At 67.5% G+C, this 22,922-nt stretch carries 24 protein-coding genes and 1 pseudogene; 6 read left to right on the forward strand and 19 right to left on the reverse strand.

What is annotated here, in order from left to right:
- Window positions 1–335 precede the first annotated feature (335 nt).
- The 9 genes from H5J31_RS29125 to H5J31_RS29165 form a co-directional block, all read right to left on the reverse strand.
- A complete protein-coding gene (locus H5J31_RS29125) occupies window positions 336–2,111 on the reverse strand; it encodes a 3-hydroxyacyl-CoA dehydrogenase family protein (RefSeq protein WP_181775857.1) in 1,776 nt (591 codons plus the stop codon).
- Between the two features lie 101 nt (window positions 2,112–2,212).
- Window positions 2,213–2,887 carry a dihydroxyacetone kinase phosphoryl donor subunit DhaM gene (gene dhaM / locus H5J31_RS29130; protein ID WP_181775858.1) on the reverse strand — a complete coding sequence of 225 codons (675 nt, stop codon included), beginning with the start codon at window positions 2,885–2,887 and terminating at the stop codon, window positions 2,213–2,215.
- Entirely contained in the window at window positions 2,884–3,507 is a 624-nt protein-coding gene (dhaL, locus tag H5J31_RS29135; protein ID WP_181775859.1) for a dihydroxyacetone kinase subunit DhaL, read from the reverse strand. The genes dhaM and dhaL overlap by 4 nt, the downstream gene beginning before the upstream one ends.
- Window positions 3,507–4,508: a dihydroxyacetone kinase subunit DhaK gene (gene dhaK / locus H5J31_RS29140; RefSeq protein WP_181775860.1), complete on the reverse strand. Its 1,002-nt coding sequence runs from the start codon at window positions 4,506–4,508 to the stop codon at window positions 3,507–3,509. The genes dhaL and dhaK overlap by 1 nt, the downstream gene beginning before the upstream one ends.
- A gap of 68 nt (window positions 4,509–4,576) precedes the next feature.
- Complete coding sequence (locus H5J31_RS29145; protein WP_328701643.1) at window positions 4,577–5,578, reverse strand: DUF3558 domain-containing protein; 1,002 nt, start codon at window positions 5,576–5,578, stop codon at window positions 4,577–4,579.
- A 47-nt stretch (window positions 5,579–5,625) separates the two neighbouring features.
- Entirely contained in the window at window positions 5,626–5,889 is a 264-nt protein-coding gene (locus H5J31_RS29150) for a hypothetical protein (RefSeq protein WP_181775861.1), read from the reverse strand.
- 10 nt (window positions 5,890–5,899) lie between these two features.
- Window positions 5,900–7,597 carry a sodium:solute symporter family protein gene (locus H5J31_RS29155; protein ID WP_181775880.1) on the reverse strand — a complete coding sequence of 566 codons (1,698 nt, stop codon included), beginning with the start codon at window positions 7,595–7,597 and terminating at the stop codon, window positions 5,900–5,902.
- Between the two features lie 233 nt (window positions 7,598–7,830).
- Window positions 7,831–8,607: a hypothetical protein gene (locus H5J31_RS29160; RefSeq protein ID WP_181775862.1), complete on the reverse strand. Its 777-nt coding sequence runs from the start codon at window positions 8,605–8,607 to the stop codon at window positions 7,831–7,833.
- A gap of 46 nt (window positions 8,608–8,653) precedes the next feature.
- Window positions 8,654–9,616: a patatin-like phospholipase family protein gene (locus H5J31_RS29165; protein ID WP_181775863.1), complete on the reverse strand. Its 963-nt coding sequence runs from the start codon at window positions 9,614–9,616 to the stop codon at window positions 8,654–8,656.
- 355 nt (window positions 9,617–9,971) lie between these two features.
- Here H5J31_RS29165 and H5J31_RS29170 point away from each other — a divergent pair, with 355 nt between their 5' ends.
- The gene (locus H5J31_RS29170) at window positions 9,972–10,376 is read left to right on the forward strand and encodes a hypothetical protein (protein ID WP_181775864.1); all 405 of its coding nucleotides are present in this window, start codon (window positions 9,972–9,974) and stop codon (window positions 10,374–10,376) included.
- A gap of 92 nt (window positions 10,377–10,468) precedes the next feature.
- Here the strand turns inward: H5J31_RS29170 and nucS are convergent, their stop codons facing one another.
- Window positions 10,469–11,128: an endonuclease NucS gene (gene nucS, locus H5J31_RS29175; RefSeq protein WP_034308895.1), complete on the reverse strand. Its 660-nt coding sequence runs from the start codon at window positions 11,126–11,128 to the stop codon at window positions 10,469–10,471.
- A gap of 37 nt (window positions 11,129–11,165) precedes the next feature.
- On the opposite strand from nucS, the gene H5J31_RS29180 reads away from it, so the two are divergent.
- Entirely contained in the window at window positions 11,166–11,705 is a 540-nt protein-coding gene (locus H5J31_RS29180; RefSeq protein ID WP_181775865.1) for an NUDIX domain-containing protein, read from the forward strand.
- 80 nt (window positions 11,706–11,785) lie between these two features.
- On the opposite strand, the gene H5J31_RS29185 is transcribed toward H5J31_RS29180, so the two are convergent.
- Window positions 11,786–12,559 carry an enoyl-CoA hydratase-related protein gene (locus H5J31_RS29185; RefSeq protein WP_181775866.1) on the reverse strand — a complete coding sequence of 258 codons (774 nt, stop codon included), beginning with the start codon at window positions 12,557–12,559 and terminating at the stop codon, window positions 11,786–11,788.
- Window positions 12,532–13,518, reverse strand: a complete 987-nt coding sequence (locus tag H5J31_RS29190) for a GlxA family transcriptional regulator (protein ID WP_181775867.1) — start codon at window positions 13,516–13,518, stop codon at window positions 12,532–12,534. Before H5J31_RS29190 ends, H5J31_RS29185 begins: the two co-directional genes overlap by 28 nt.
- Window positions 13,519–13,590: 72 nt before the next feature.
- On the opposite strand from H5J31_RS29190, the gene H5J31_RS29195 reads away from it, so the two are divergent.
- Window positions 13,591–14,151: a cysteine hydrolase family protein gene (locus H5J31_RS29195; RefSeq protein ID WP_181775868.1), complete on the forward strand. Its 561-nt coding sequence runs from the start codon at window positions 13,591–13,593 to the stop codon at window positions 14,149–14,151.
- Window positions 14,152–14,214: 63 nt separating this feature from the next.
- Here H5J31_RS29195 and ehuA read toward each other — a convergent pair whose 3' ends face one another.
- The 7 genes from ehuA to H5J31_RS29230 all read right to left on the reverse strand — a co-directional run bounded on the left by ehuA (window position 14,215) and on the right by H5J31_RS29230 (window position 20,809).
- The gene (ehuA, locus tag H5J31_RS29200; protein WP_181775881.1) at window positions 14,215–14,979 is read right to left on the reverse strand and encodes an ectoine/hydroxyectoine ABC transporter ATP-binding protein EhuA; all 765 of its coding nucleotides are present in this window, start codon (window positions 14,977–14,979) and stop codon (window positions 14,215–14,217) included.
- A gap of 7 nt (window positions 14,980–14,986) precedes the next feature.
- Window positions 14,987–15,643 (reverse strand): ectoine/hydroxyectoine ABC transporter permease subunit EhuD, encoded by a 657-nt coding sequence (ehuD, locus tag H5J31_RS29205; protein ID WP_181775869.1) that lies wholly within the window; start codon window positions 15,641–15,643, stop codon window positions 14,987–14,989.
- Complete coding sequence (gene ehuC, locus H5J31_RS29210; protein WP_181775870.1) at window positions 15,643–16,338, reverse strand: ectoine/hydroxyectoine ABC transporter permease subunit EhuC; 696 nt, start codon at window positions 16,336–16,338, stop codon at window positions 15,643–15,645. Before ehuC ends, ehuD begins: the two co-directional genes overlap by 1 nt.
- Window positions 16,339–16,351: 13 nt before the next feature.
- On the reverse strand, window positions 16,352–17,245 hold the full coding sequence (ehuB, locus tag H5J31_RS29215) for an ectoine/hydroxyectoine ABC transporter substrate-binding protein EhuB (protein WP_181775871.1): 894 nt from the start codon (window positions 17,243–17,245) through the stop codon (window positions 16,352–16,354).
- Window positions 17,246–17,362: 117 nt separating this feature from the next.
- Window positions 17,363–19,384: a protein meaA gene (locus tag H5J31_RS29220; protein ID WP_181775872.1), complete on the reverse strand. Its 2,022-nt coding sequence runs from the start codon at window positions 19,382–19,384 to the stop codon at window positions 17,363–17,365.
- A 143-nt stretch (window positions 19,385–19,527) separates the two neighbouring features.
- Window positions 19,528–20,154, reverse strand: a complete 627-nt coding sequence (locus H5J31_RS29225; RefSeq protein ID WP_181775873.1) for a hypothetical protein — start codon at window positions 20,152–20,154, stop codon at window positions 19,528–19,530.
- A gap of 97 nt (window positions 20,155–20,251) precedes the next feature.
- Window positions 20,252–20,809 carry a hypothetical protein gene (locus H5J31_RS29230; protein WP_181775874.1) on the reverse strand — a complete coding sequence of 186 codons (558 nt, stop codon included), beginning with the start codon at window positions 20,807–20,809 and terminating at the stop codon, window positions 20,252–20,254.
- A gap of 392 nt (window positions 20,810–21,201) precedes the next feature.
- Between H5J31_RS29230 and H5J31_RS29235 the strand changes: the two genes are divergently transcribed.
- From H5J31_RS29235 to H5J31_RS29245, 3 genes and pseudogenes are all read left to right on the forward strand, one after another.
- Window positions 21,202–21,828: a LysE family translocator gene (locus H5J31_RS29235; protein ID WP_181775875.1), complete on the forward strand. Its 627-nt coding sequence runs from the start codon at window positions 21,202–21,204 to the stop codon at window positions 21,826–21,828.
- Window positions 21,825–22,445: a LysE family translocator gene (locus tag H5J31_RS29240; RefSeq protein WP_181775876.1), complete on the forward strand. Its 621-nt coding sequence runs from the start codon at window positions 21,825–21,827 to the stop codon at window positions 22,443–22,445. The genes H5J31_RS29235 and H5J31_RS29240 overlap by 4 nt, the downstream gene beginning before the upstream one ends.
- Before the next feature lie 60 nt (window positions 22,446–22,505).
- A pseudogene (locus H5J31_RS29245) lies at window positions 22,506–22,922 on the forward strand (hypothetical protein); the annotation flags it as partial.

Genomic DNA, 22,922 nt, shown 5'->3' on the forward strand with positions numbered 1-22,922 from the left:
GACACGGATCTCGCGTGTTTGGAGACGGAACTCGCGTGCTCAGACGCCGCACACCCGAATGCCGTCCCCAAACACGCGAGTCACGTCTCCGCGCCCACAGCCACCCAGGCGAACGGGCCGGTAGTGATCGCGAGGGGCAAGTGCCGTTCTAACGCGACTCGCCACTCACGACCACCTTGCCCACCCACCCTCCGGAGTTGCGAAAGCCACTTTCGCAACGTTGAACGTTGCGAAAGTGGCTTTCGCAACACCCGCCACGCGGCCGGACGCAACGATCAGCACCGACCACGCCACCTTCGCCTTACCCCTCAATAACCCGAATCGCCACTCGCGGCCTACCTCGCCGAGTAGTCCTTGAAGCCCTTCCCCGTCTTCCGGCCGAGCCGCCCGGCGGTCACGAGGTGCTCCAGCAGCGGCGCCGGCGCGAAGCCCTCTTCGCGGAACTCGTTGAACAGCGTCCGCTGGATCGCCAGCGAGACGTCGAGCCCGACGACGTCGAGCAGTTCGAACGGGCCCATCGGCAGACCGCAGCCCACCTTCATCGCCGTGTCGATGTCGTCGGCCTCGGCGTAGTGGGCTTCGAGCATCTTGACCGCGTCGTTGAGGTACGGGAACAGCAGCGCGTTGACGATGAAGCCCGCCCGGTCGCCGCAGTGCACCGGATGCTTGCCCACCGCCGCGCAGACGGCGTCCACGGTCGCGATCACGTCGGGCGCGGTGGCGATCGTCGAGACGACCTCGACGAGTTTCATCACCGGCGCCGGGTTGAAGAAATGCACGCCCACGACGTCCGACGGCCGCGAGGTGGCGGCCGCGCATTCGATGACCGGCAGCGACGACGTGGTCGTCGCGAGTACCGCGCCCGGCTTCACGACGTCGTCGAGCGCGGCGAAGACGGCCTGTTTGACGGCCAGGTCCTCGGCCACCGCCTCGACGACGAGGTCGACGTCGGCCAGTTCCTCGAACTCCACCGCGGGCGAGATGCGGCCGAGTGCGGCGGCGGCGTCCTCTTCGGACAGTTTGCCCTTGACGACGGCCTTGTCCAGTGACTTCTTCACCCGTGCGACCGACGCGGCGGCCTTTTCGGCACTCCGCGCCCGCAGGATGACCTCGTAGCCGCGTTTCGCGAACACCTCGACGATCCCGGTCGCCATCGTCCCGGTGCCGACGACACCGACCTTGCGCACCTCGCGCGGCTCGGCTCCCTCCACTGTGGACGCTTTGACCGCGTCGGTCACGGTGGGCGAATCGGCTTCGTCATAGGCGTAAAAGCCGCGAGCGGTCTTCCGGCCGAGCTGCCCGGCGGTGATCATCTGCTTGAGCAGCGGCGCCGGCGCGTGGAGCCGGTTGCGGGACTGGTGGTACATCGTGTCGAGGATCTCGTACGCGGTGTCCAGTCCGATGAGGTCCAGCAAAGCCAACGGTCCCATGGGATATCCGCAGCCGAACCGCATCGCCGCGTCGAGATCCTCACGGGTGGCGTAGCGCTGCTCGTACATCCGCACGGCGTGGTTGAGATACCCGAAGAGCAGCGCGTTGGCGATGAACCCGGCGCGGTCGCCGATCACCACCGGCGTCTTGCCGAGGCGTTCCGCGAACGCGACGACGTCGGTGACCACGTCGGGCTCGGTGACGACGGTGCGCACGATCTCGACCAGTTTCAGGATCGGCGCCGGGTTGAAGAAGTGCATCCCGACGACCTTGCCCGGCCGCGCGGTGTGCACCCCGATCTCGGTGATCGACAGCGAGGACGTGTTGGACACGAAGATCGTGTCCGGACCGGTGATCTTGTCCAGCTGCGAGAACACGTCGGATTTCGCTTCGAGGTTCTCCGGGATCGCCTCGATCACCAGGTCCACATCGGACAGTTCGTGCAGCGACGTGGTGTACCGGATCCGGCTCAGCAGCGCCGTCCGGCCGTCGGCATCGAGTTTGTCGCCCGAAACCGCCCGTTCGGTCGAATGCTCCAGATGGCCGCGGCCCCTGGTCACCCCGTCGTCGTCGATCTCCACCGCGACCACGGACACGCCGCTTCGCGCGAGCACCTCGGCGATCCCGGCACCCATGGTGCCGAGACCGATGACTCCCACACTCGAGATTTCCCGCGCCACAACCGGCCTCCGGAGGTTACTCGTCGGTAGTTTCTCCGATCGTGCCATGCCGGGGCGCGGAAAGCAGCAGCTGTCACCCTCCGAATCGAGTCAGGGGAATTTCACTCTCCGAAGTTCCCCTCGACCAGTTCCTTGGCCTTGGCCAGGGCTTCTTCGGCCTGAACACCCTTCGCGCGGACCTCGATCCGGTCGCCCTGACGTGCGCCGAGAGCCATCAACGCGAGCACGCTGTTGGCGTCCGCGGTCTCTTCGCCGAGCCGCACGGTGACCTCGGCGTCCAGTCCGGCGAGACTCCGGACCAGGATCGCCGCGGGCCGCGCGTGCAGCCCGACGTCGTTCCGCAGCGTGAGTTCCACACTGCTTTCGCCGTCCTGCGGTCCGCTGTCGAACGTCAGATCCGGCGGCGCGCCCGCGGACGCGGCGGCTTCGGCGACGGCCTTGCGGTCCGCTCCGCCCTGGGCCGCGACGGCGGCGGCGATCGCGCCCTCGACGAGCGGCGCGTCCACCACGATGGCGGCCGACGGGTCGGCGAGCGATTCGACGGCCAGATCCGCGGTCATCTGCGCGCTGCCGAGGTCGTACAGCAGGACGACGCCCGCGCCCGAATCGGCACGCTGCGTCGCCGCGACGACCTCGTCGTAGTCCGTCCCGATCCCGCCCTCGGACAGACCCCCCGCCGCCGCGATGGTGACGTCCGGCGCCATCTGCGCGGCGAGTTCGGCGAGCCCTTCGGCCAGCTTGGCACTATGGGAGACGAGCACGAGTCCGACGCTCACCGGGCGGCCTCCGCGAAAGCGCGCAGCAGCAGCGCCGTCGAGCGGGCACCGGGATCCATATGCCCGATCGCCCGCTCGCCGAGGTAGGACGCGCGCCCTTTGCGCGGCACGAGGTCCACAGTGGACTCGGCGCCCTTGTCCGCGGCGTCGGCGGCGGCGCTCAGGATCGCCGCGACGTCCGAACCGGCCGCTTCTTCGGCTGCGGAGACCGCGGGGATCAGCGCGTCGACCATGGTCGCGTCTCCCCCGACGGCCTTGCCACGCGCCTGCACCCCTTCGAGTGCCGCGCGCAGTGCTTCGACGAGCAAAGCACCGTCGACTTCGGAGGCGTCGCCCAGTTTGGTCGACGCGCGCAGGAAAGCCGTACCGTACAACGGTCCCGCCGCGCCGCCGACCTTCGAGATCAACGTCGTGGCGGCGAGCTTCAGGACCGCGGCGGGGGTTTCGGGGGTCCCGGCGTCCAAAGCGGACACGATGGCGGCGAACCCGCGGTCCATGTTCTCGCCGTGGTCGGCGTCGCCGATCGCGCGGTCGAGGTCGATGAGCTCACCGCGATGTTCGGCGATCACCGCGGCCGCCGCCCGCAAGGCGGCGGCGAGTGTCTCGGCGGTGCAGGCCATCAGACTCCCCACCTCAGGGCCGGGGTGTTCACCGGCGCGTCCCACAACTCGGTCAGCTCGTCGTCCAGTTTCAGCAAAGTCAGGCTCATCCCCTGCATCTCGAGACTGGTGATGTACGGCCCCACCAGGCGCCGCTCGACCACGATCCCACGCTCGGCCAGCAGCCGCTCGGCGATCCCGTGCGCCAGATACAGCTCGACCAGCGGGGTGCCGCCCATCGAGTTCGTGAACAGCAGCACCTTGTCGCCCTCGGCGAAGGGCAGGTCCGTCACCACCGCTTCGACCATCCGCGCGACGAGTTCGTCGGCGGACAGCGCGGGGGTCCGTTCGATACCGGGTTCGCCGTGGATGCCGATGCCGAACTCGATCTCGTCGTCGGCGAGGTCGAAACTCGGCTCGCCCGCGTGCGGCACGGTCGGCGCGGTGAGCGCGACGCCGATCGACCGGACCTGGCCGATCACCTTGCGCGCCAAGGCCTCCACCGCGTCGAGCGAGTCACCGCGTTCCGCCGCGGCGCCGGTGACCTTCTCCAGCAGCACCGTTCCGCCGACGCCCCGGCGGCCGGCGGTGTACGTCGAATCCTTGACCGCGACGTCGTCGTCGATGACCACGCTGCGCACGTCCAGCCCTTCGGCCGCGGCGAGTTCCGCGGCGGTCTCGAAGTTGAGCACGTCACCGGTGTAGTTCTTGACGATCAGCAGCGCGCCCGCGTCCCCGGTGGTGGCCTTGACCGCCGCCTCGACGGCGTCCGGCGTCGGAGAGGTGAACACCGCGCCCGGGACGGCGGCGGCCAGCATGCCCTGTCCGACGAAGCCACCGTGCAGTGGTTCGTGGCCGGAACCGCCACCGGAGATCACCGCGACCTTGCCTGCCACGGGTGCGTCCACCCGCACAACGATCGCCGGATCGTCCTCCACGCGCAGGACGTCCGCGTGCGCCGCGGCGAGTCCGCGCAAGGATTCCGCGACCACCGTCTTCGGGTCGTTGATGATCTTCTTCATGGCGGCCTCCGACACGTCGGCGGGTGGGGTGTCCCCTTCCTACCTCTCCCGGCCGGATGCCGCCAGCGTCAGGGCTTCGGGAGCTTCGAGATCACCGATTCGGCGATCTTGACGGCCTTCCCGCAGGACGCGGCTTCGTCCTTCTTCTCGTCGTAGTTCTTGTAGATCACGCTGACGATCTCGACGTCGTCGTCGACGACCCACGGCTTGTGCGCCCACTCGAGCTTGCACTCGGCGTCGCTGCCGCTCCCGACCTTCTGATAGGCGGTGACGCCGGCGATCTCGACCTTCTTGGTCCCGTCACGTTCCTGGGGCGCCAGGCCCGGGCGGAACCCGATCGAGATCCGCGGGTTGGAACCCGGGGTCCAGTCGCAGGAGTGGAAGGTGGTCGGCGAGGTCGCGCCGTGCGGCACCACCTCACCGAGGACGGCCGCGTCCGCCACGGTGCACGGGTCGACCGCGGTCAGCGTGCCCGCGCTGGAGGGGAACTTCGCCGGGGACGAGTGCAGGCTCTTCACGGCCTTCGCCGCCACCGAACGGGCCGCAGCGCAGGGGTCGCCACCGTCATAGGTGACCGAGAAGTTCACTCCGCGCTCGGGCTTGCGCAGCGTCATGATGCCGACGTCGCAGCTCTTGCCGTCCTTGGCCTTCCGCTCGACCTGCGGCAGTCCTTCCACCGCCGTGACGGTCACGCCCTGGCTGGAGGTGTACGTCGACGCGCCGATGTCGACACCGACGGTGAGCTTCTTGCCACCCGCGTCGGTGACCTTCGCCCGGCAGGCGCCGAACGAGGTGGATCCCGGGATCGGGTCCTCCGGGGTGCCGAGGCTGCTCAGCGCTTCCTTGCTCACCAACGGGCACGGGTCGACCGTGCGCAGGACCGCCGGGGTGACGGCGGGATCGTTGATGTCCCCGCTCGGCACCTCGCCACCGGGGCCGGCTTCCGCGGCCACGGTGGTGCGGGCGAAGTTGGACTTGCCGAGGTTCTGACCGCAGGCCGGCAGCGCGCCGAGTGCGGCCACCAGGGCCAGCACGGACGCGATCCGGCGACGTCGAGCGTTGAGCAGCACGAAGTGCACGGTAGCCGGACCGCCCCGACGCTGTCCGGACAACCCGGCTATTCGCCGCCCTCGCCCTCGGAGGAGGGCGGGACGACGATCGGGCGGACCTTGGCCCACAGCAGGAACAGTGCCGCGAACACCAGCATGCCGATGCCCGCCCACAGGTTGATGTTGACGTCGGCGGCCTTGGCCAGCTCCTCTTCGGTGGTGAAGCCGATGCCCATGATCGTGAGCACCAGCCCGTAGCCCCCGATGAGCAGGGCGATGATCAGCCGGATGTCGAACACGCCGGCTTTCTTGGGCGTCTTGGACTCAGCCATCTCCGGCCTCCTAGAAGATGATGTTGAGCGCGATGGTCAGGATCAGCACGATGCCGGCGAGCAGCCCCGGCTTGCGGTACCAGCCCGCGTCGTCGCCGGTTTCGTCGTGCTTCAGCGACTCCTTCGGAGTGAGGGAGTAGACGAGGCCGACCAGCTGCGCCTCGGGCTTCGGGGCCGTGGCGAGCGAGACCGCGACACTCACCACGATGTCGACGGCGAACGCCGTACCGGCCGCCACGAAGCTGACGCCCTGCCCGGTGAGGCCGAGAATCCCGGCCTGCGACAGGAGCCACACGGTGATCGCGGACGCGGTACCGGAGACCAGGCCGACCCAGCCCGCCGTCGCCGTCATCCGCTTCCAGAACATGCCGAGGATGAAGGTGGCGAACAGCGGCGCGTTGAAGAAGGAGAACAGATCCTGCAGATAGGTCAGGATGTTCCCGGAGTTCGACGCGATGAACGCGGTGCCGATCGCCAGCACCGTGCCCGCCGCGGTGACCAGGCGGCCGAGACGGAGGTAGTAGCCGTCGGACTCGTTCTTCTTCACGTACGACTGCCAGATGTCATAGGTGAAGACGGTGTTGAACGAACTCAGGTTCGCCGCCATACCGGCCATGAACGACGCGAGGAGACCGGCGATCGCGACGCCGAGCATGCCGTTGGGCAGCAGGTCGCGCATCAGCAGCAGGATCGCGTTGTTCGCGGTGACGCCACTGGGCGCCTCACCGCCGTCGAGCAGGATCTGCTTGTCCTGGACGTACTCGGAAACGGTGACCGCGGCGATCATGCCGGGGATGATCACGATGAACGGGATCAGCATCTTCGGGAAGGCGCCGATGATCGGCGTCCGCCGCGCGGCCGACATGCTCTTCGACGCCATCGCGCGCTGGACCTCGACGAAGTTCGTCGTCCAGTAACCGAACGAGAGCACGAAACCGAGACCGAAGACGAGGCCGAGGATGGAGAGGAAGCTGTTGCCGAAGCCGGTGAGGTTGTCACCGGGCCACGAGTGCAGCTGCGCCTCGCCGCCGGGGTCGGCGCTGAGCTTGTCGACCAGGCCCTGCCAGCCGCCGACCTTCACCAGGCCGACGATGGTCAGCGGCAGCAGCGCCGCGACGATCACGAAGAACTGCAGGACCTCGTTGTAGATCGCGGCGGAAAGGCCACCGAGCGCGGTGTAGGAGAGCACCACCGCGGCCGCGACGATGATCGACACCCACAGCGGCCAGCCGAGCAGGAGGTTCACCACGCTGGCGAGCAGGAACAGGTTCGCGCCGGCGATGAGGATCTGCGCGCTCGCGAAACTGATGCCGTTGACCAGGTGGGCGGGTTTGCCGAACCGGCGGAGCATGAACTCCGGGACACTGCGGACCTTCGAGCCGTAATAGAACGGCATCATCACGATGCCGAGGAACAGCATCGCCGGGATCGCGCCGATCCAGAAGTAATGGACCGTCGGCAGGCCGTAGAGCACACCGTTCGCCGACATGCCCATGATCTCGACCGCGCCGAGGTTCGCCGAGATGAAGGCGAGACCGGTGACCCAGGCGGGCAGGGAACGGCCGGAGAGGAAGAAGTCCAGGCTGCTCGAGACCGACCTTCGCGCCATGTACCCGATGCCGAGCACCAAGGCGAAATAGAAGGCGAGCAGGACGTAGTCGATAGGACTGGCGTCGAGCCGCAGATTCGCATCGGCCAGCACGTGCAACCGACCCACCTCCATACTGAAAATGTCCACGAGAAACGCCGGTATCGCGTCAATCGCGGACCATACTGCATGGATTCAGGAACGGCAGCGTGGGTGGGCGGGGTCAGCCCGTACGTGTCTGTTTTGGGGCTGTTCTTGACAATTCTTGTCCTGCGACGGCTTCTCGGAGGCACGGAAAAGGGCCGGTCCCGACGTCTCCGCCGAGGCCGGCCCTTCCCGTGACCGGCGGGGGTTTACCGGTCCGTGGGCAGGCCTACTTCGCCGTCCTCCTTGATCAGCCGGGCGAGGACGTCATCCGGCATATACGTGCGATGCGGGTATCCCGGACCCCACGAGTTGAGGAACGGGACGGCGCCGAGTTCGTCGGCACGCGGATTGCCCAGCACCTCGTGGACCTCGTCGACGGTCTTCGCCCAGCGGTACGCCTGGATGCCGTTCTTCACGTCGGGCGTGTAGGCGGCCCGCTTGACGTGATCGTCTTCGGCGTAACCCTCCGACCAGGTTACGTGGCCCAGTTCGAGCAGGACCTCGGCCGCCGCGCGGACGGACGTGCCGTTGTTGTCGCCGGGATTGGTCTCGTCCCATTCGTCGCGCAGCTTCGACTGGTCCCACAGCCAGCGCGCGGCGTAGAGATCGCCGTTGAACAGCGTCATGCAACGCGACCAGCCGAATCCGACGCAGGCACCCTCACGGCCCTGGTCGTAGAACGCGTACTGGGTTTCGCCGTCGGTCGATTCACCGGGTTCGAGGCAGACGCAATGGCCACCGCGGATCCGGGTCAGCGATTTGGCGCCGCCCTTCGCGACGAAGAATTCACCGGACTTCTCGTCCTTCTCGGGGACGTCGAATTCCTTGTACCAGTTGACACCGATGACGACCGGCGACCGGGTGGGCCGGTCCTCGGTGGCCAGCGCGGTCAGCGGATAGCGCTCGATGTGGCGCCAGTCGTCCGGGATGAACCGGCCGAGGCGATCATCCGCCGGGTCACTGCCGATCGGGCGATAACGCATGGGATCCTCCTATCCCTCATCCCACCGGAATACCGCCGGCGAGTTCTCATTGCGGCACGATCTTTTCCAGGAACCGCCGAGCGGCCTCCCGCCCGTTTTCGAAGAGGTGTTTCTTCTCCTCGGCCCCGAGCCCGAAGTCGACGGCGGAAACCCCGGTCGTGTCGACGTACACCGTCCTCCGGTTCACACCCTCCTCGTGCAACCGGTAACGATTCCAGTCCGACATCAGGGTTTCGAGCGAACCGATGGCGATCCGCAACGCGCTCTTCACCGGTTTGTCCCTGCCGCCCACCGGTTCCCCGGAAAGCTTCACGCCCCAAGTCGGCCAGCGCGCGGGTTTCGCGTCGGTCCGGTCGAAGACGGTGATCGGGAAGTTCGACAGCAGGCCGCCGTCGACCCAGGTGACGGCACCCTCCGGGCGGACGTCGAACTGCACCGGCCGGAAGTAGAACGGGATCGACATCGACGCGCGGACCGCGTCGACGATCTTCTCCTCGCCGGGATCACGGCCGTACTGCGAATAATCCCAAGGCAACCGGACGAGCACGCGACGAGTCAGGTCACTGACGTGGACGACGAGCGAATACCGTTGGTGGGCACGCAAAGTACTTTCGGGATCCTCGATGGCGAGATCCGCGAAAGTGCGCACGCCGACCTCGTCCAGCAACGGCGTCAGCCATTCGGCGAGATAATCGCCGGTGTGCATCCCGTCGTGCAGGATCAGATCGACGCCGTCACCGATCGCGCCGGTGACCTTGTCGAGCAGGGACTGATCCTGGAACCGGCGGCAGTCCATGTCGTTCATGACCGCTTCCAGACCGCCGAGATCCTTCCCGGCCTTCTGATAAGCGGCGACCAGCGTGGCCACGATCGCGCCCGCACTCGTCCCGGCGATCCGCGGGAAGACGTAACCGGCCTCGTGCAACTCCAGCACCGCGCCCAAGAGCCCGATACCTTTGACGCCGCCGCCTTCCAGCACCAGATCGACGCGTTTCACGGAATCCGTCATGAACCATCACCCCTGCACCGCAACCGCCGTATGTCGACGGCACCCCTCGCGGAAATCGAGTGTGACACAACGCAAGACAAGCGAATCCCGCGTTCACCCGAATGGCACAGAAATAGCTGGTTCTTTTACTGATCGAGTCGAGTTCGTTAATTTCCCGCCGCCCTTTAGGGCATTGGAGTGGCGTGAGAAAGAATGCAGATACCGATTCGAGGACTCGATTGGATATCGGCTGTTCAGCGCTGCACCTCACGCAGTTAGTCCTCTGGATGCGGTACTTGCGCGTGCATGTACCGCATCCAGAGGACTAACTGCGACGGTCGCGTAACATAGCGTCGCCATCGATCGACTCCGCAGCATGAACCGTGCGGTGATCGTCTCCCTTGTCGTGGTTCTCGCCGCCCTCTCGGCGAGTTGCGCCGAGCAGCAGAGCGCTTCCTCGACCAATACGAGCAAGTCTTCTTCCGCGGCAACGACATCGACTAGGCCGACTTCTCCAGCGAGCTCAAGCCCAGCCAGCACGGCCATCTCGACAACGCCGACGAGCGAGTACCCGAAGTTCGTCCCCAAGTCGAAGGTCGACAAGCGGTACACCCAGTACATCGAGAGCGAGAAGATGGTGATGCTCGCGCCGGGCGTATATGCCGAGCCGTCCCCGGACGGTGTGCTGGGCACTCTCGACGACTACAGCTCCTACCTGGGCAGCTGCACGGCGATCAAACGCTACTCGGAAACCCACCCCGGCGGGCACACCTGCTGGTAAGCCCTCGCCCTCACGCAGTTAGTCCTCTGGATGCGGTACTTGCGTGTGCATGTACCGCATCCAGAGGACTAACTGAGGGAGGAGGGGAGCGATCAGAACAGGCGGAACTCGTCCGACTCGATGCCTCGCAGGGCGTCGTAGTCCAGGGTGAGGCACCGGATCCCCCGGTCCTCGGCCAGCACCCGAGCCTGCGGCTTGATGATCTGCGCCGCGAAGACGCCCTGGACCGGCGCCAGCAGCGGGTCACGGTTCAGCAGTTCGAGGTATCGCGTCAGCTGTTCGACGCCGTCGATCTCGCCGCGCCGCTTGATCTCCACGGCGACACTGGCACCATCGGCGTCGCGGGCCATGATGTCGACCGGCCCGATCGCGGTCGGGAACTCGCGGCGCACCAGGGTGTAGCCGTCACCGAGGGTCTTGATGTGCTCGGCGAGCAGTTCCTGCAGATGCGCCTCGACGCCGTCCTTCTGCAGGCCCGGTTCCGCGCCGAGTTCCTGGGCGTGGTCGTGGAAGATCTCGTCGATCGTGATGACGAGCTTCTCCCCCTGCTTGTTCTCGACGATCCACAGCTTGCCGTCCTCGATCAGCCAGCACGGCGGGCTCATCCAGTTCAGCGGCTTGTAGGCACGGTCGTCCGAGTGCACGGACACCGACCCGTCGGCCTTCACGAGCAACAGCCGCGTGGCCATCGGCAGATGGGCGGTCAGACGGCCGGCGTAGTCGACCTGGCAGCGAGCGATCACTAGGCGCACCCCGCGAGGGTAGGACAAGCATCGCGATACTGGTCGCATGGACCCCATTCAGCGTGTCAGCTCGCGCGAGGTGTACCGGAACAGCTGGATGACCGTGCGCGAGGACGCAGTCCGGCGGCCCGATGGGTCCGAGGGGATCTACGCCGTCATCGACAAGCCCACCTGCGCCGTGGTGATCCCCTTCGACGGCGCTCGGTTTCACCTGGTCGAGCAGTTCCGCTATCCGCTGGGCCTGCGCCGCTGGGAGTTCCCCATGGGCACCGCCCCCGACCTCGCCGACGTCCCGCCGCCCGAGCTCGCGGCGCGCGAACTGCGCGAGGAGACCGGGCTGATCGCCGGCTCGATGACCGACCTCGGCCTCACCGACGTCGCCGCCGGCATGTCGAGCCAGCGCGGGCGCGTGTTCCTCGCCACGGACCTCACGCAGGGGGAAACCCAGCGGGAGATCGAGGAGCAGGACATGCGGACGGCGTGGTTCGAGCGGGACGAGTTCGAGAAGATGATCGCTTCGGGTGACATCACCGACGCGCAGACGCTGGCCGCCTACACGCTTCTGCTGCTCCGTGAACGCCGCTGATCCGCTCACGCGCGTGCTATGAACGGCTCGTTACTTGCAAATTTTGCAAGTAACGAGCCGTTCATAGCATCCGGGAGAGGTCAGTCGGGCCAGACCGGGGAGCGCTTCTCCAGGAAGGACGCCCTCCCCTCGCGCGCCCCGGCCAGCTGCGACGCCGACGCCATCACTTCGAGCGCCAGCGCGTAGGCGTCGGCCTCGGGACGGTCCAGCTGCGCGTACAGGGTCTGCTTCCCCAATGCCTTGCTCGCCCGGCTGCCTCGCGTCGCGCGCTCCAGCAGCGAAGCGACGGCGTCGTCCAGCGAGTCGTCGGGGACGACGCGGTTCACCATGCCCCAGTCCAGCGCGGTCGCCGCGTCGATGACGTCGCCGGTGAGCGCCAGTTCCATCAGCCGCTTCCGCCCGATCGACCTGGCCACGGGGACCGCGGGGGTGTGGCAGAACCAGCCGGCCTTGCCGCCGGGCAGGGCGAACCCGGCCGATTCGGCGGCGACGGCGAGATCGCAGGACGCCACCAGCTGGCAGCCCGCCGCGGTCGCGAGCCCGTGCACCCGCGCGACGACGACCTGCGGCACCGACTGCATGGTGCCCATCAGATCCGTGCACAGCCGCAGCAGCTCGCGCACGCCCATCAGGTCACGCGCGGCGACGTCGCCGAAGTCGTGTCCCGCCGAGAACACCGGCCCGGCGCCCGCCAGGACGATGCCGGTCGCGTCGGTCTCCCCTGCCTCGCGGAACGCCGCGAGCAGCTCGGCCAGGTGATCCGCCGACAGCGAGTTCCGCCGCGCGGCGCGGTTCATGGTGATCGTGACGGTGTCGCCGTCACGCTTCACGAGGATGTGCTCGTACTCGACCATGCTTCGACGGTAACCGACCGGAACGTCCGGCGATACGAATCGGGTCCGACGCCGACCTCGGCGCGCAGCCGTCGCCGCAGGTTGGCGGCGGTGCCGAGGCCCGATCGCTGCGCGACCCGTTCGACCGGGAGTTCCGTCGTCTCCAGCAGGCGGCGCGCGAGGCGCACCCGCTGCGCGCGCAGCCAGCGTCCCGGCGTCACCCCGGTGGCGGCCGCGAACTCGCGATGGAAGGTCCGCTCGCTCAGCCCCGCGTGGCCGACGAGGTCGTCGACGCCGATGTCGTCGGCGATCCGCTCCAGCGCCCAGTCCATTGTGGACGACACGCTCGGCCTCGAAGGATTGGGCGGCAAGGGATTGTCGACATACTGACGTTGCCCGCCTTCCCGCGCGGGCGGCATCACGAGACGGCGGGCGAGCGCGGCCGCGACCTCGGCGCCGTGATCGCGCCGCACCAGGTGCAGGCACAGGTCCAGGCCGCCGACCACGCCGGCGGACGTCAGCACGTCACCCTCGTCGGTGAACAGGACGTCCCGCTGGACGACGGCGTCGCGGGCGGCGGTTTCGAGCGCGTCCAGCAGCCGCCAATGCGTGGTGACCGAGCGGCCGTCGAGCAACCCGGCCGCGGCCAGGGTGAAGGCGCCGGAGCACAGCGACGCCACGGTGATCCCGGCCCGATGCGCCTTACGCAGCGAGGCGATCGCGGCGGCGGGCACTTCGGCGTGCGGATCGACCCTGCCGGGTACGAGGACGAGGTCGCAGCCGTCGAGCCCGGCCAATCCGTGGGTCGCCTCGACCCGGCCGAACGGGTGGATGGCGACCGGCGTGCGGCCCGGCGAGCACAGGCGGACCTCGAACGGCCCGATACCGCTGTCGGTCCGGTCCACGCCCCAGACCTCGCCGATCACGCCCAGGTCGAAGGACCGGCTGCCCGGCAAGAGGAGGACGCCCACGATGCGCATGGCAGAAAAGTATCGCATCGCGCCTCTTCTGCCACTCCCTTCCCGCCGGCCGGACGCACGAGACTCGGAGCCATGACCACTGAAACCAAGGCCCTGCTCGTGATCGACGTCCAGCGCGGCTTCGACAAGCCCGTCTGGGGTCCGCGCAACAACCCCGGCGCGGAGGCCAACATCAAGGCGCTCGTCGACGCCTACCAGGAGCGTGGACTGCCGATCGTGCTGGTGCACCACGATTCCGTGAGGCCCGGCTCGTCGCTGCAGCCCGGCCAGGAGGGCAACCACTTCAAGCCCGAACTCGACGGCGTGCGCGCGGATCTGGTGTTCGGCAAGAAGGTCAACTCGGCCTTCCACGGCGACATCGACCTCGACGGCTGGCTGAAGACGCGCGGCATCACCTCGTTCGTCCTCGCCGGGATCCAGACGAACTTCTGCTGCGAGACCACCGCGCGCGTCGGCGGGAACCTCGGCTACGACGTCACTTTCGCGCTCGACGCCACGTTCACCTTCGACCTCGCCGGGCCGGACGGGAGCGTCCTCACCGCCGACGAGCTCTACCGGGCGACCGCGACGAACCTGCACGGCGGCGGCTTCGCCACGGTCACCTCGACGAAGGAGATCCTCGGAGCGCTTTAGGACTCGTGAGTGCTTTGGGTCGTTCTAACGACCCAAAGCACTCACGAGCCCCGCGGCTCCCGCTCAGGCCCGGTCGATGACGGCCTTGAGGAACCGCCGCGTCCGGTCGTGGTCCGGATCGTTGAACAGCTTGTCCGGCGCGGCGTCCTCCAGCACCTGTCCTTGGTCGAACATCATCACGCGATCCGAAACGTCCCGCGCGAACTGCATCTCATGCGTGACACAGAGGATCGTGATGTCGGTGGACGCCGCGATCTCGCGCAGGACGCGCAGGACGTCGGCGACCAGTTCGGGGTCGAGTGCCGAGGTGACCTCGTCCAGCAGCAGCACGTCCGGCCGCATCGCGAGCGCCCGTGCGATCGCGACGCGCTGCTGCTGGCCGCCGGAAAGCCGGGTCGGATGCTCGTCCTTCTTCTCCGAAAGGCCGACCATTTCCAGCAATTCGACGGCCCGCGCCTCGGCCTCGTCGCGGGGAACGCCGAGTGAATGGATCGGCGCCTCGGTGATGTTGCGCAGTACGTTCATGTTCGGGAACAGGTTGAACTGCTGGAACACCATGCCGATCCGTTTGCGCACGGCCCGCAGGTACTTCTCGTCCGCGGGCACCAGTTTCTCGCCCTGTTTCCTATGACTCAGGTAGTCGCCGCAGACCTCGATGGTGCCGCCGTCGACCCGTTCCAGGGTCATCAGCAGCCGCAGGATCGTCGTCTTCCCGGACCCGCTCGGCCCGATCAGCGAGACGAATTCCCCCGGCGCGACGGTGAAATCGAGGTCCCGCAGCACGACGTGGTCCCCATAGGACTTGACCACCTGCGAGAACCGGATCATCGGGGAATCAACTGTGGGCGGCACGACGCTCCAACCTTCTCACCAGAATCGACGCCGGCAGGCTCACCAGCAGGAACAGTACCCCGGCCAGGGTGTACGGCTCGATGACGCGGAACGTTTCGGCGCCGACCTCTTTCGCCCGGTTGAGCACGTCGAGGACGCCGATCCCCAGGAGCAACGGGGTTTCCTTGAACATCGAGATCGTGTAGTTGCCCAGTGCGGGCAGCACCCTCGGGACCGCTTGCGGGAGAACGACGGCCGTCCACACCCGTTGCCGGGGCAGGTTCAGCGCGGTCGCGGCCTCCCACTGTCCTTTCGGGACTGCTTCGATCCCGGCCCGGTAAACCTCGGCGGCATACGTCGCGTAGTGCACGCCGAGCGCCACGACACCGGTGACGAACGCCGACATCGTGAACCCCGTCAGCGGCGGAACCAGGTAGTAGATCGCGAACACCTGGATCAGCAAGGGAGTGCTGCGGACGAACTCGATGAACAGCCGGACGGCTTGGGACAGCACGGGAATCCCCGTGCGGCGGATCAGCGCGAACAAGAGGCCGAGGGCGTAGGCGACCACGGAGGCCAGCAGGGTGATCTCGACGGTGACGAGCAAACCCTCCAGCAGCAAGGGAATCGCGTCGAACGCCGCTTCCCAGCTCCAATCCATCACACACCCCCCGCGGTGGCGGTCATCTTGGCCGGAGCCCGGCCGAGGCGCCGCGCCATGACCTTTTCCAGCGCCCGCATCCCGGTGGTGATCAGCAGGGCGATCAGGAGGTAGAGCACGAGTTCGGTGCCGTAGATCCAACCGATCTGGGCGCCGAACACCGGCCGCAGCAGTTCACCTTGCCGCGCCATCTCGGCGACGGAGATGAACGAGAGCAGGGCGGTGCTCTTCAGCAGCTGGATGAACAGGTTGTTGAACGGTGGCAGCATTTCCGCGAACGCCTGCGGCAGGATCACCCGCCGCATCCGCTGGGCGGGAGACAGATTGAGGGCGACGGCGCCCTCGAACTGCGCTCGCGGGACCGAGTTCACCGCGCCGCGGACGATCTCCGCGCCGTAGGCCCCGTGATTGAGGCCCAGCACCAGGATCCCGGCGAACATCGGCACCAGCTGGAAGCCGACCAGTACCGGCAGCACGAAGTACAGCCAGAACAGCTGGACGACCTCCGAAGTGCCGCGGAAGATCTCCACGTAGACACGGGAAATCCCCCGCACCAGACGAAGTGGCGACCTCAGCGCGAGTCCCGCGACCAGGGAAAGCACCACGGTGAGCGCGATCCCGCCGAGTGCCGCGATGACGGTCTCGGTCAGTCCGTCGAGGATGGACGTGACGATGTGCGATACCGAAGACGACATGACGTCCGCCCCGTTACACCGCGCAGAGTTTCTCGGTGGTGACCTCGGCCTTGGGCAGGTTGTCCGCGGAGAACCCGAACGGCGTCACGATCCGGGTCCACTCGCCGCCGTCGTGCAGCTTCTTGAGTTCGGCGTTGAACGCCTCGCGCAACGGGTTGTCGTCCTTGCGGAAGACGAACGCGCCGGCGGAAACGACCGGCTGGCCGTTCTTGATCGGGTCGAAACCGGGCGTGACCTCGGCGGCCGCACCGGCGTTCTTCGCCAGCACGTCCTTCAAGGAGATGTCCGTGAGGGCGGCACAGTAGACGCGGCCGTCGGTGACCGCGCGGAGCATGTTGTCCTGCGAATCGAGGGTGACGATCTGGTCCTCGGCGACACCGGAATCCGTGGCGTAGCCCTTTTCGACGGCGGCCGAGAGCACGGCGACCTTGACCTTCTTGGCCGCGATGTCCTCGAATTTCCGGACCTGCTGCGGATTTCCCTTGGGTACCAGCAAAGCCGTCAGCGCCGAGTAGTCGGGGATGGAGAACGCCGCGGCGTCACAGCGCTCCTTCTTGATGTTCATGCCCGCCGCGACGATGTCGTACTTCCTCGCGTTGAGCCCAGGAATCAGCTGGTCGAAGGAGACGGCTTCGGCCTCGACGTTGTCGATGCCCATCGCCTTGAAGACCGCGCGCGCCACTTCGGGCGCTTCACCGGTGACCTTGCCGCTCTGATCCGTGAAGCCGTACGGCGCTTCGTTCGCGATACCGATCTTGATCTTCTTCGCGTCCTTGGCCGCCTGCAACGCGTCCCCGGAGGACGTCGAAGTGCACGCGGACAACAGCACCGGGCCACCGATCGTCACCGCCCCCAGAACGGCCGACCGCCGGAAGAATTCCCGCCTGGACCACTCGCCGTGCGCCATAGCCGCACCCCTTTTCGATTAATCGGTTCAATCGAAACGTAGGTGGGCACCTTTGCCCGGGCAATGTGAGTGGCTCTCCCACCAGTCGCCGTTACGGTACCGAGATTTACGGTGACTTTAAGTACTCAGGCCGTGGCGCTCGCGCACCAATCCGACAATTCCGTCCATGATGTCGGTGAGTTCGTAGTCCTTGGGCGTGAACACCTTCGCGATCCCGCGCTCCAGGAGGAGCTTCTCGTCGTCGGGCGGGATGATGCCGCCGACGATGACCGGGATGTCGCCCGCGCCCGCCGCGCGCAGGCCGTCCACGACCTGCGGGACGACTTCGAGGTGCGAGCCGGAAAGCACCGAAAGCCCGACCACGTGCACGCCCTCCTGGACCGCGGCCGCGACGATCTGCTCCGGGGTCAGCCGGATGCCCTGGTAGACCACCTCGAAACCGACGTCGCGTGCCCGTACGGCCACCTGCTCGGCGCCGTTGGAATGCCCGTCGAGACCGGGTTTGCCGACCAGGATCCGCAGCCGCTCGCCGATTTCGGTACTCGTCGACTTGACCCGGTCGCGGACCCGGCGGAGCTCTTCGTTGCCTTCACCCGCCGCGGCCGAGGCGGAAACCCCGGTGGGAGCCCGGTATTCGCCGAATACCTCGCGCAGTGCCCCGGACCATTCGCCCGTGGTGACCCCCGCGCGGGCGCAGTCGATCGTGGCCTCGAACAGGTTTTCCGACGTCTTCGCGATGGTCTTCAGCTTCTCCAGCGACGACTCGGCGGCCGCGTTGTCGCGGTGCGCCCGCCATTCCTCGATCGCGCTGACGGCCTGCTTCTCGACGGCCGGGTCGATCGTCTCGATCGCCTTCGCACCTTCGGCCTGCAGCGGCGAGGGCTCGGTGGTCTCGAACTTGTTGACCCCGACCAGGATCCGCTCGCCGTTCTCCATGCCACGCCGCAACTCCGCGAGCGACGCGACGAGTTGCGACTTCATGTAGCCGCTCTCGACGGCGGCGACAGCGCCGCCGAGGTCCTGCACCCGCGCGATCTCCTCACGCGCGCCGGCCATGATCTCGTCGACCTTGGCCTGGATGACGTGCGAGCCGTCGAAGATGTCCTCGTACTCCAGCAGATCGGTTTCGAACGCCAGGACCTGCTGCATCCGCAGCGCCCACTGCTGATCCCACGGGCGGGGCAGGCCGAGCGCCTCGTTCCAGGCGGGCAACTGGATCGCGCGAGCCCTGGCACCGCGGGAAAGCGAGACCGCGAGCATTTCCAGCACGATGCGCTGGACGTTGTTCTCCGGCTGGGCCTCCGTCAGGCCCAGCGAGTTCACCTGGACGCCGTAGCGCAGCCGCCGCGCCTTCGCATCAGTTACGCCGTAACGCTCTTTGGTGATCTCGTCCCATAGCGCCGTGAACGCGCGCATCTTCGACATCTCTTCGACGAAACGCACGCCGGCGTTCACGAAGAAGGAGATCCGCGCGACCACCTTCGCCATGTCGGCCTGCTCGACCTGGCCGGAATCGCGGACGGCGTCGAGGACGGCGATGGCGGTGCACAACGCGTACGCGACCTCTTGCGTCGGCGTCGCACCGGCTTCCTGCAGGTGATAGCTGCAGATGTTGATCGGGTTCCACTTCGGCACGTGGTGCACGGTCCACGCGATCATGTCGGTGATCAGGCGGAGACTCGGGCCCGGCGGGAAGATGTAGGTGCCGCGGGAGAGGTATTCCTTGATGATGTCGTTCTGCGTGGTGCCGGTGAGCTTGGCCAGCACTTCGTCCACGTCGCGGCCCTCGGCTTCGGCCTGCTCGCGCGCCACGGAGACATAGAGCGCCAGCAGCCACATGGCGGGCGCGTTGATCGTCATCGACGTGTTGGCCTCCGCGAGCGGGATGCCGTCGAAGAGCCGCCGCATGTCGCCGATATGCGAGACCGGGACGCCGACCTTGCCGACCTCGCCCTTGGAGAGCTGGTGGTCCGGGTCGTAGCCGGTCTGGGTGGGCAGGTCGAACGCGACGGAGAGACCCGTCTGGCCCTTGGCGAGGTTCCGCCGGTAGAGCTCGTTGGACGCGGCCGCGGACGAGTGACCGGCGTAGGTCCTCATCACCCAGGGACGGTCCCGTTCACGATCCGTGGGATAGGGCACGGTGCACCTCCGGCACTGGACGACCGCCTGAGTGTACCGGCCAGTAACATCGGTCGCGCAGTTGAATCGAACACAGTCGGGTCATCTTGTGCCTGGAAGGTACCCAGGCCTCCGGGGGGCGACACGAGGCCTGGGCACCGGTATCAGACGACTTCGAGGCCGATCCGGAATCCGTCCGGGTCGAAGGCGTTGGCGTCCAGTGCGAAGCCGCTACGGCCACCGCCCTGGCTCGCCCAGCGGGTGAACGTCGGCACGCCGTCGGGCTCGCCGCCGTCGACGGCCAGGATGGACAGGCGCAGGTCGCTGATCTGCACCCCGGGCGGCAGCGGCCGCGTTTCCAGGAACAACCGGTACTGGTCGGGGTCGAACGAGTTGCTGTCGGTGATGGTGTCGGTGGAACCGCCGCCCTGACTCGCCCAGGGCGTGTAGGTGACGGGGCCGATCTCCCGGCCGCCGCGGTCGTTGGCCTGCCCGCCGATCCGGAAATCGACCTGGCCCAGCACACCGCCGCCGAACGCCGGATCGAGGTTGATCCGGGCACCGTCCGGATCGAAGTTGTTGCTGTCCCCCGCCCACGGCGACACGCTGGTGCCGAAGTTCGCGAACCCGGTGAACTGCTCGACGCCGAAGCCGCCCCGGCCGCCGTTGTCGGCGAACTGGATACCGATCCTGAAGTTGGGCGGCGCCGCTTCCGCCATCGCCGGTGCGACGGTGAGGGCCAGGCCACCGGTGGCCAGCAGGACACCCAGTCTGCCCATGATCTTGCGCATTCGTTTCTCCTGTCCGCCAAACCCGCGTTTCCGCGCTGACCAGGAGAGATTCACATCCGGCACCACCCGGAGATGTTGTGGAAGTGTTGTGGCCGGTTCAGTCTTCCGCCGTCTGCCGCGCCCGTGCCTCTTCGACGGCTTTCGCGAGCTTTTCGCGTACCTTGGCGACCTCGCTGACCCCCACCAGGACGACCGGCGTCTTGCGGTCCTTGCCCGCGGAGCCGTAGTTCGCCGACGCCCACGCCAGCACGCCGAGCCTGCCGAACGTGATCGTCCCGGTCTTGCCGGGCCCCGGGGTGACGACGGGGTCGTCCAGCCCCGCCAGCGACGCGGACTCCTCCCGGCGGCGCACCAGGAAACTGGTCGCGATGACCCGGCCGTCCGTCACCGCGTAGGTGGTCGAGGCGAGCCGGAGGTAGCGGATGAGCGGCCTGCCGACGAGGTGGAACACGCCCGCGACGGTGAGCACCGCCCACGCGGCCTTGTAGAACGTCGAATCGTGGTTGTAGAAGAAGAACAGGGTGACGCCGGCCAGCCAGAGCAGGCCGACGGGAACGTTGAAGTAGTCACCGGGATTGAAGAGAGGCCTGCGCACCGGCTGTCCGGCCCAGATGACCCGCTCGCCTGGAAGGAGGTCGATCTGCCCCTCATGCATGCCAAGGCACACTACCCGTCACGGGAGCCGGTGGCAGTGTCCGTTCGTCGGTGGCTTCGCCTGCCGAACGGACCTGACGCGGTGATCAGCTGCGGGGTGTGATTTATGGGGCGGGAGGGCGAAGACAGGACTCGTGTGCTCGGGCACGGGACTCACGTGCCTGGATGCCGCACTCGGATGTACGGCGCCAAGCACGCGAGATCCGCCTCCAAGCACACGAGATCCGTGTCCGAACACGCGAGTGCGGTACCGCGTCACCCAAGCACCATCTCGCCCGTGACACGACACGTTGACCTACCCCTCAAGGGAACCCGAATCGCCACTCGCGACCCGGCCGCTGTGACCGAAATCCGCGAGACGCCGGCCGGGCACGGCGTCTAGCGTGGGCGACTGTGACATGGAGTTCGTACAGCAGCTATCTGGTCATCGTCACCCTGATCGTCCTCGCCCCCGGGCCGGACACGATGGTGATGCTGAAGAACTCGCTGTCGGGCGGCACCCGGGGCGGGTTCCTGGCCACGGCGGGGATCTTCGCGGGCAACGCCATCCAGGGCACGGCCGCCGCACTCGGTCTCGGCGTCGTCATCGCGCAGTCGCAACCGGTGTTCGTGACGCTCAAGTGGATCGGTGCCGCCTACCTGGTCTTCCTCGGTTTCCAGGCGCTGCGCGGCGCGTGGCGGGGCGACTACTCCGGCGTCGAGGCGGTGAAACACCAGCGGGCGAGCGGATTCCGCCGCTTCCGTGAGGGTTTCCTCTCCAACATCACCAACCCGAAGGTCCTGGTGCTGTACCTGTCGGTGCTGCCGCAGTTCCTCGACCCCGTGACGACGTCGACGTGGGACGCGCTGGCGCTCGCGTACACCGTCGCCGTGCTGGGTTCGGCGTGGTTGATGGCGCTGTTGTTCTTCGTGCACCGCGTGCGGACCTGGCTGGAACGACGCAAGGTCCGCCGCGCGCTCGACGGCGTCACCGGAACCGCGTTGGTCGGTTTCGGCGCTGTTCTGGCGTTCGAGTCATGACCTGGGGCGTCTACGGCGGTTTCGCGCTGATGATGCTGGCGCTGGCGCTCGTCCCGGGTCCGGACAACATGGTGGTGCTGAAGAACGCGCTGTCCGGCGGTGTCCGCGGGGGCGGCTGGGCGTGTTTCGGCGTCGCCGTCGCGAACCTCGCGCAGGCCACCGCCGCCGCGCTGGGACTCGGCGCGGTCATCATGAACTCGCGTCCGGTGTTCGAGGCCGTGAAATGGGCCGGCGCGGCCTACCTCTGCTACCTCGGGATCCGGGCGCTGATCGGCGCCTTCCGCGGGGACTACGGCCGGCTCGCCGAAACCGCCGCCGCCCGAAGCGGATTCCGTCGCTGGCGCGAGGGCTTCCTCTCGAACGTCACCAACCCCAAGGTGCTGGTGCTGTACCTGTCGGTGCTGCCGCAGTTCCTGATCCCGGGCGTCACCACCACCGGTGACGCCCTCCTGCTGGCCTACACGATCGCGGCGGCGGGCACGGTGGCCCAGCTTCTGCTGTTGTTCTTCGTGCACCGCGTGCGGACCTGGCTGGAACGACGCAAGGTCCGCCGCGCGCTCGACGGCGTCACCGGAACCGCGCTGGTCGGTTTCGGAGCTGTTCTGGCCTTCGAGTAACCCTCACGGCCGCTCACGCGATAGTCCACTTGTCGTAATGGCGCGGCCTGGGAGGCCCCTATGCACAAGAAGACCTGCGGCGTCCTCGCCGGCGCCGCCTTGGCGATGCTCTTCCTGGGGGCCGGGCCCGCCGACGCGGGCGAAGGCGGCAATGGCAAGACACCGCCCGGGCACGCCCAGGACACCACCGAACCCCAGCCTCCGTCCAAGGCGGACTTCTCCGGCCATGGCGCGAACAAGCACGGCCCGTACGACTCCACCCGGGACGGATCGCCGTCCGCCAACGGGAACGGCGGCGGAGAAGCGGCGGGTAAACCGTGTGCGGGCTGCGTCGGCAAGGCGGACAACAAGAACCCGCCGGGCCAGCTGCCGGGTGGGCAGGACGCCGACTCCGGCTACGAGTGCGACTCCAACCACGGTGTCGGACGCGGCAACCCCGCGCACACCGGTTGCCGTCCGGCCGAGGCTCCGCCGGGT

It is taken from the genome of Amycolatopsis pittospori (assembly GCF_013870525.1).
GTDB lineage: Bacteria > Actinomycetota > Actinomycetes > Mycobacteriales > Pseudonocardiaceae > Amycolatopsis > Amycolatopsis pittospori.

Bases quoted from the DNA above. Each gene is read 5' to 3' on its own strand.
- ehuC (WP_181775870.1), bottom strand. From the start codon at position 16,338: ATGTCGTCTTCGGTATCGCACATCGTCACGTCCATCCTCGACGGACTG.
- H5J31_RS29240 (WP_181775876.1), top strand. From the start codon at position 21,825: ATGACCTGGGGCGTCTACGGCGGTTTCGCGCTGATGATGCTGGCGCTG.
- ehuB (WP_181775871.1), bottom strand. From the start codon at position 17,245: ATGGCGCACGGCGAGTGGTCCAGGCGGGAATTCTTCCGGCGGTCGGCC.
- H5J31_RS29180 (WP_181775865.1), top strand. From the start codon at position 11,166: ATGGACCCCATTCAGCGTGTCAGCTCGCGCGAGGTGTACCGGAACAGC.
- H5J31_RS29225 (WP_181775873.1), bottom strand. From the start codon at position 20,154: ATGCGCAAGATCATGGGCAGACTGGGTGTCCTGCTGGCCACCGGTGGC.
- H5J31_RS29190 (WP_181775867.1), bottom strand. From the start codon at position 13,518: ATGCGCATCGTGGGCGTCCTCCTCTTGCCGGGCAGCCGGTCCTTCGAC.
- H5J31_RS29195 (WP_181775868.1), top strand. From the start codon at position 13,591: ATGACCACTGAAACCAAGGCCCTGCTCGTGATCGACGTCCAGCGCGGC.
- ehuD (WP_181775869.1), bottom strand. From the start codon at position 15,643: ATGGATTGGAGCTGGGAAGCGGCGTTCGACGCGATTCCCTTGCTGCTG.
- H5J31_RS29160 (WP_181775862.1), bottom strand. From the start codon at position 8,607: ATGCGTTATCGCCCGATCGGCAGTGACCCGGCGGATGATCGCCTCGGC.
- H5J31_RS29230 (WP_181775874.1), bottom strand. From the start codon at position 20,809: ATGCATGAGGGGCAGATCGACCTCCTTCCAGGCGAGCGGGTCATCTGG.
- dhaK (WP_181775860.1), bottom strand. From the start codon at position 4,508: ATGAAGAAGATCATCAACGACCCGAAGACGGTGGTCGCGGAATCCTTG.
- dhaL (WP_181775859.1), bottom strand. From the start codon at position 3,507: ATGGCCTGCACCGCCGAGACACTCGCCGCCGCCTTGCGGGCGGCGGCC.
- H5J31_RS29150 (WP_181775861.1), bottom strand. From the start codon at position 5,889: ATGGCTGAGTCCAAGACGCCCAAGAAAGCCGGCGTGTTCGACATCCGG.
- H5J31_RS29185 (WP_181775866.1), bottom strand. From the start codon at position 12,559: ATGGTCGAGTACGAGCACATCCTCGTGAAGCGTGACGGCGACACCGTC.
- H5J31_RS29165 (WP_181775863.1), bottom strand. From the start codon at position 9,616: ATGACGGATTCCGTGAAACGCGTCGATCTGGTGCTGGAAGGCGGCGGC.
- ehuA (WP_181775881.1), bottom strand. From the start codon at position 14,979: ATGATCCGGTTCTCGCAGGTGGTCAAGTCCTATGGGGACCACGTCGTG.
- H5J31_RS29170 (WP_181775864.1), top strand. From the start codon at position 9,972: ATGAACCGTGCGGTGATCGTCTCCCTTGTCGTGGTTCTCGCCGCCCTC.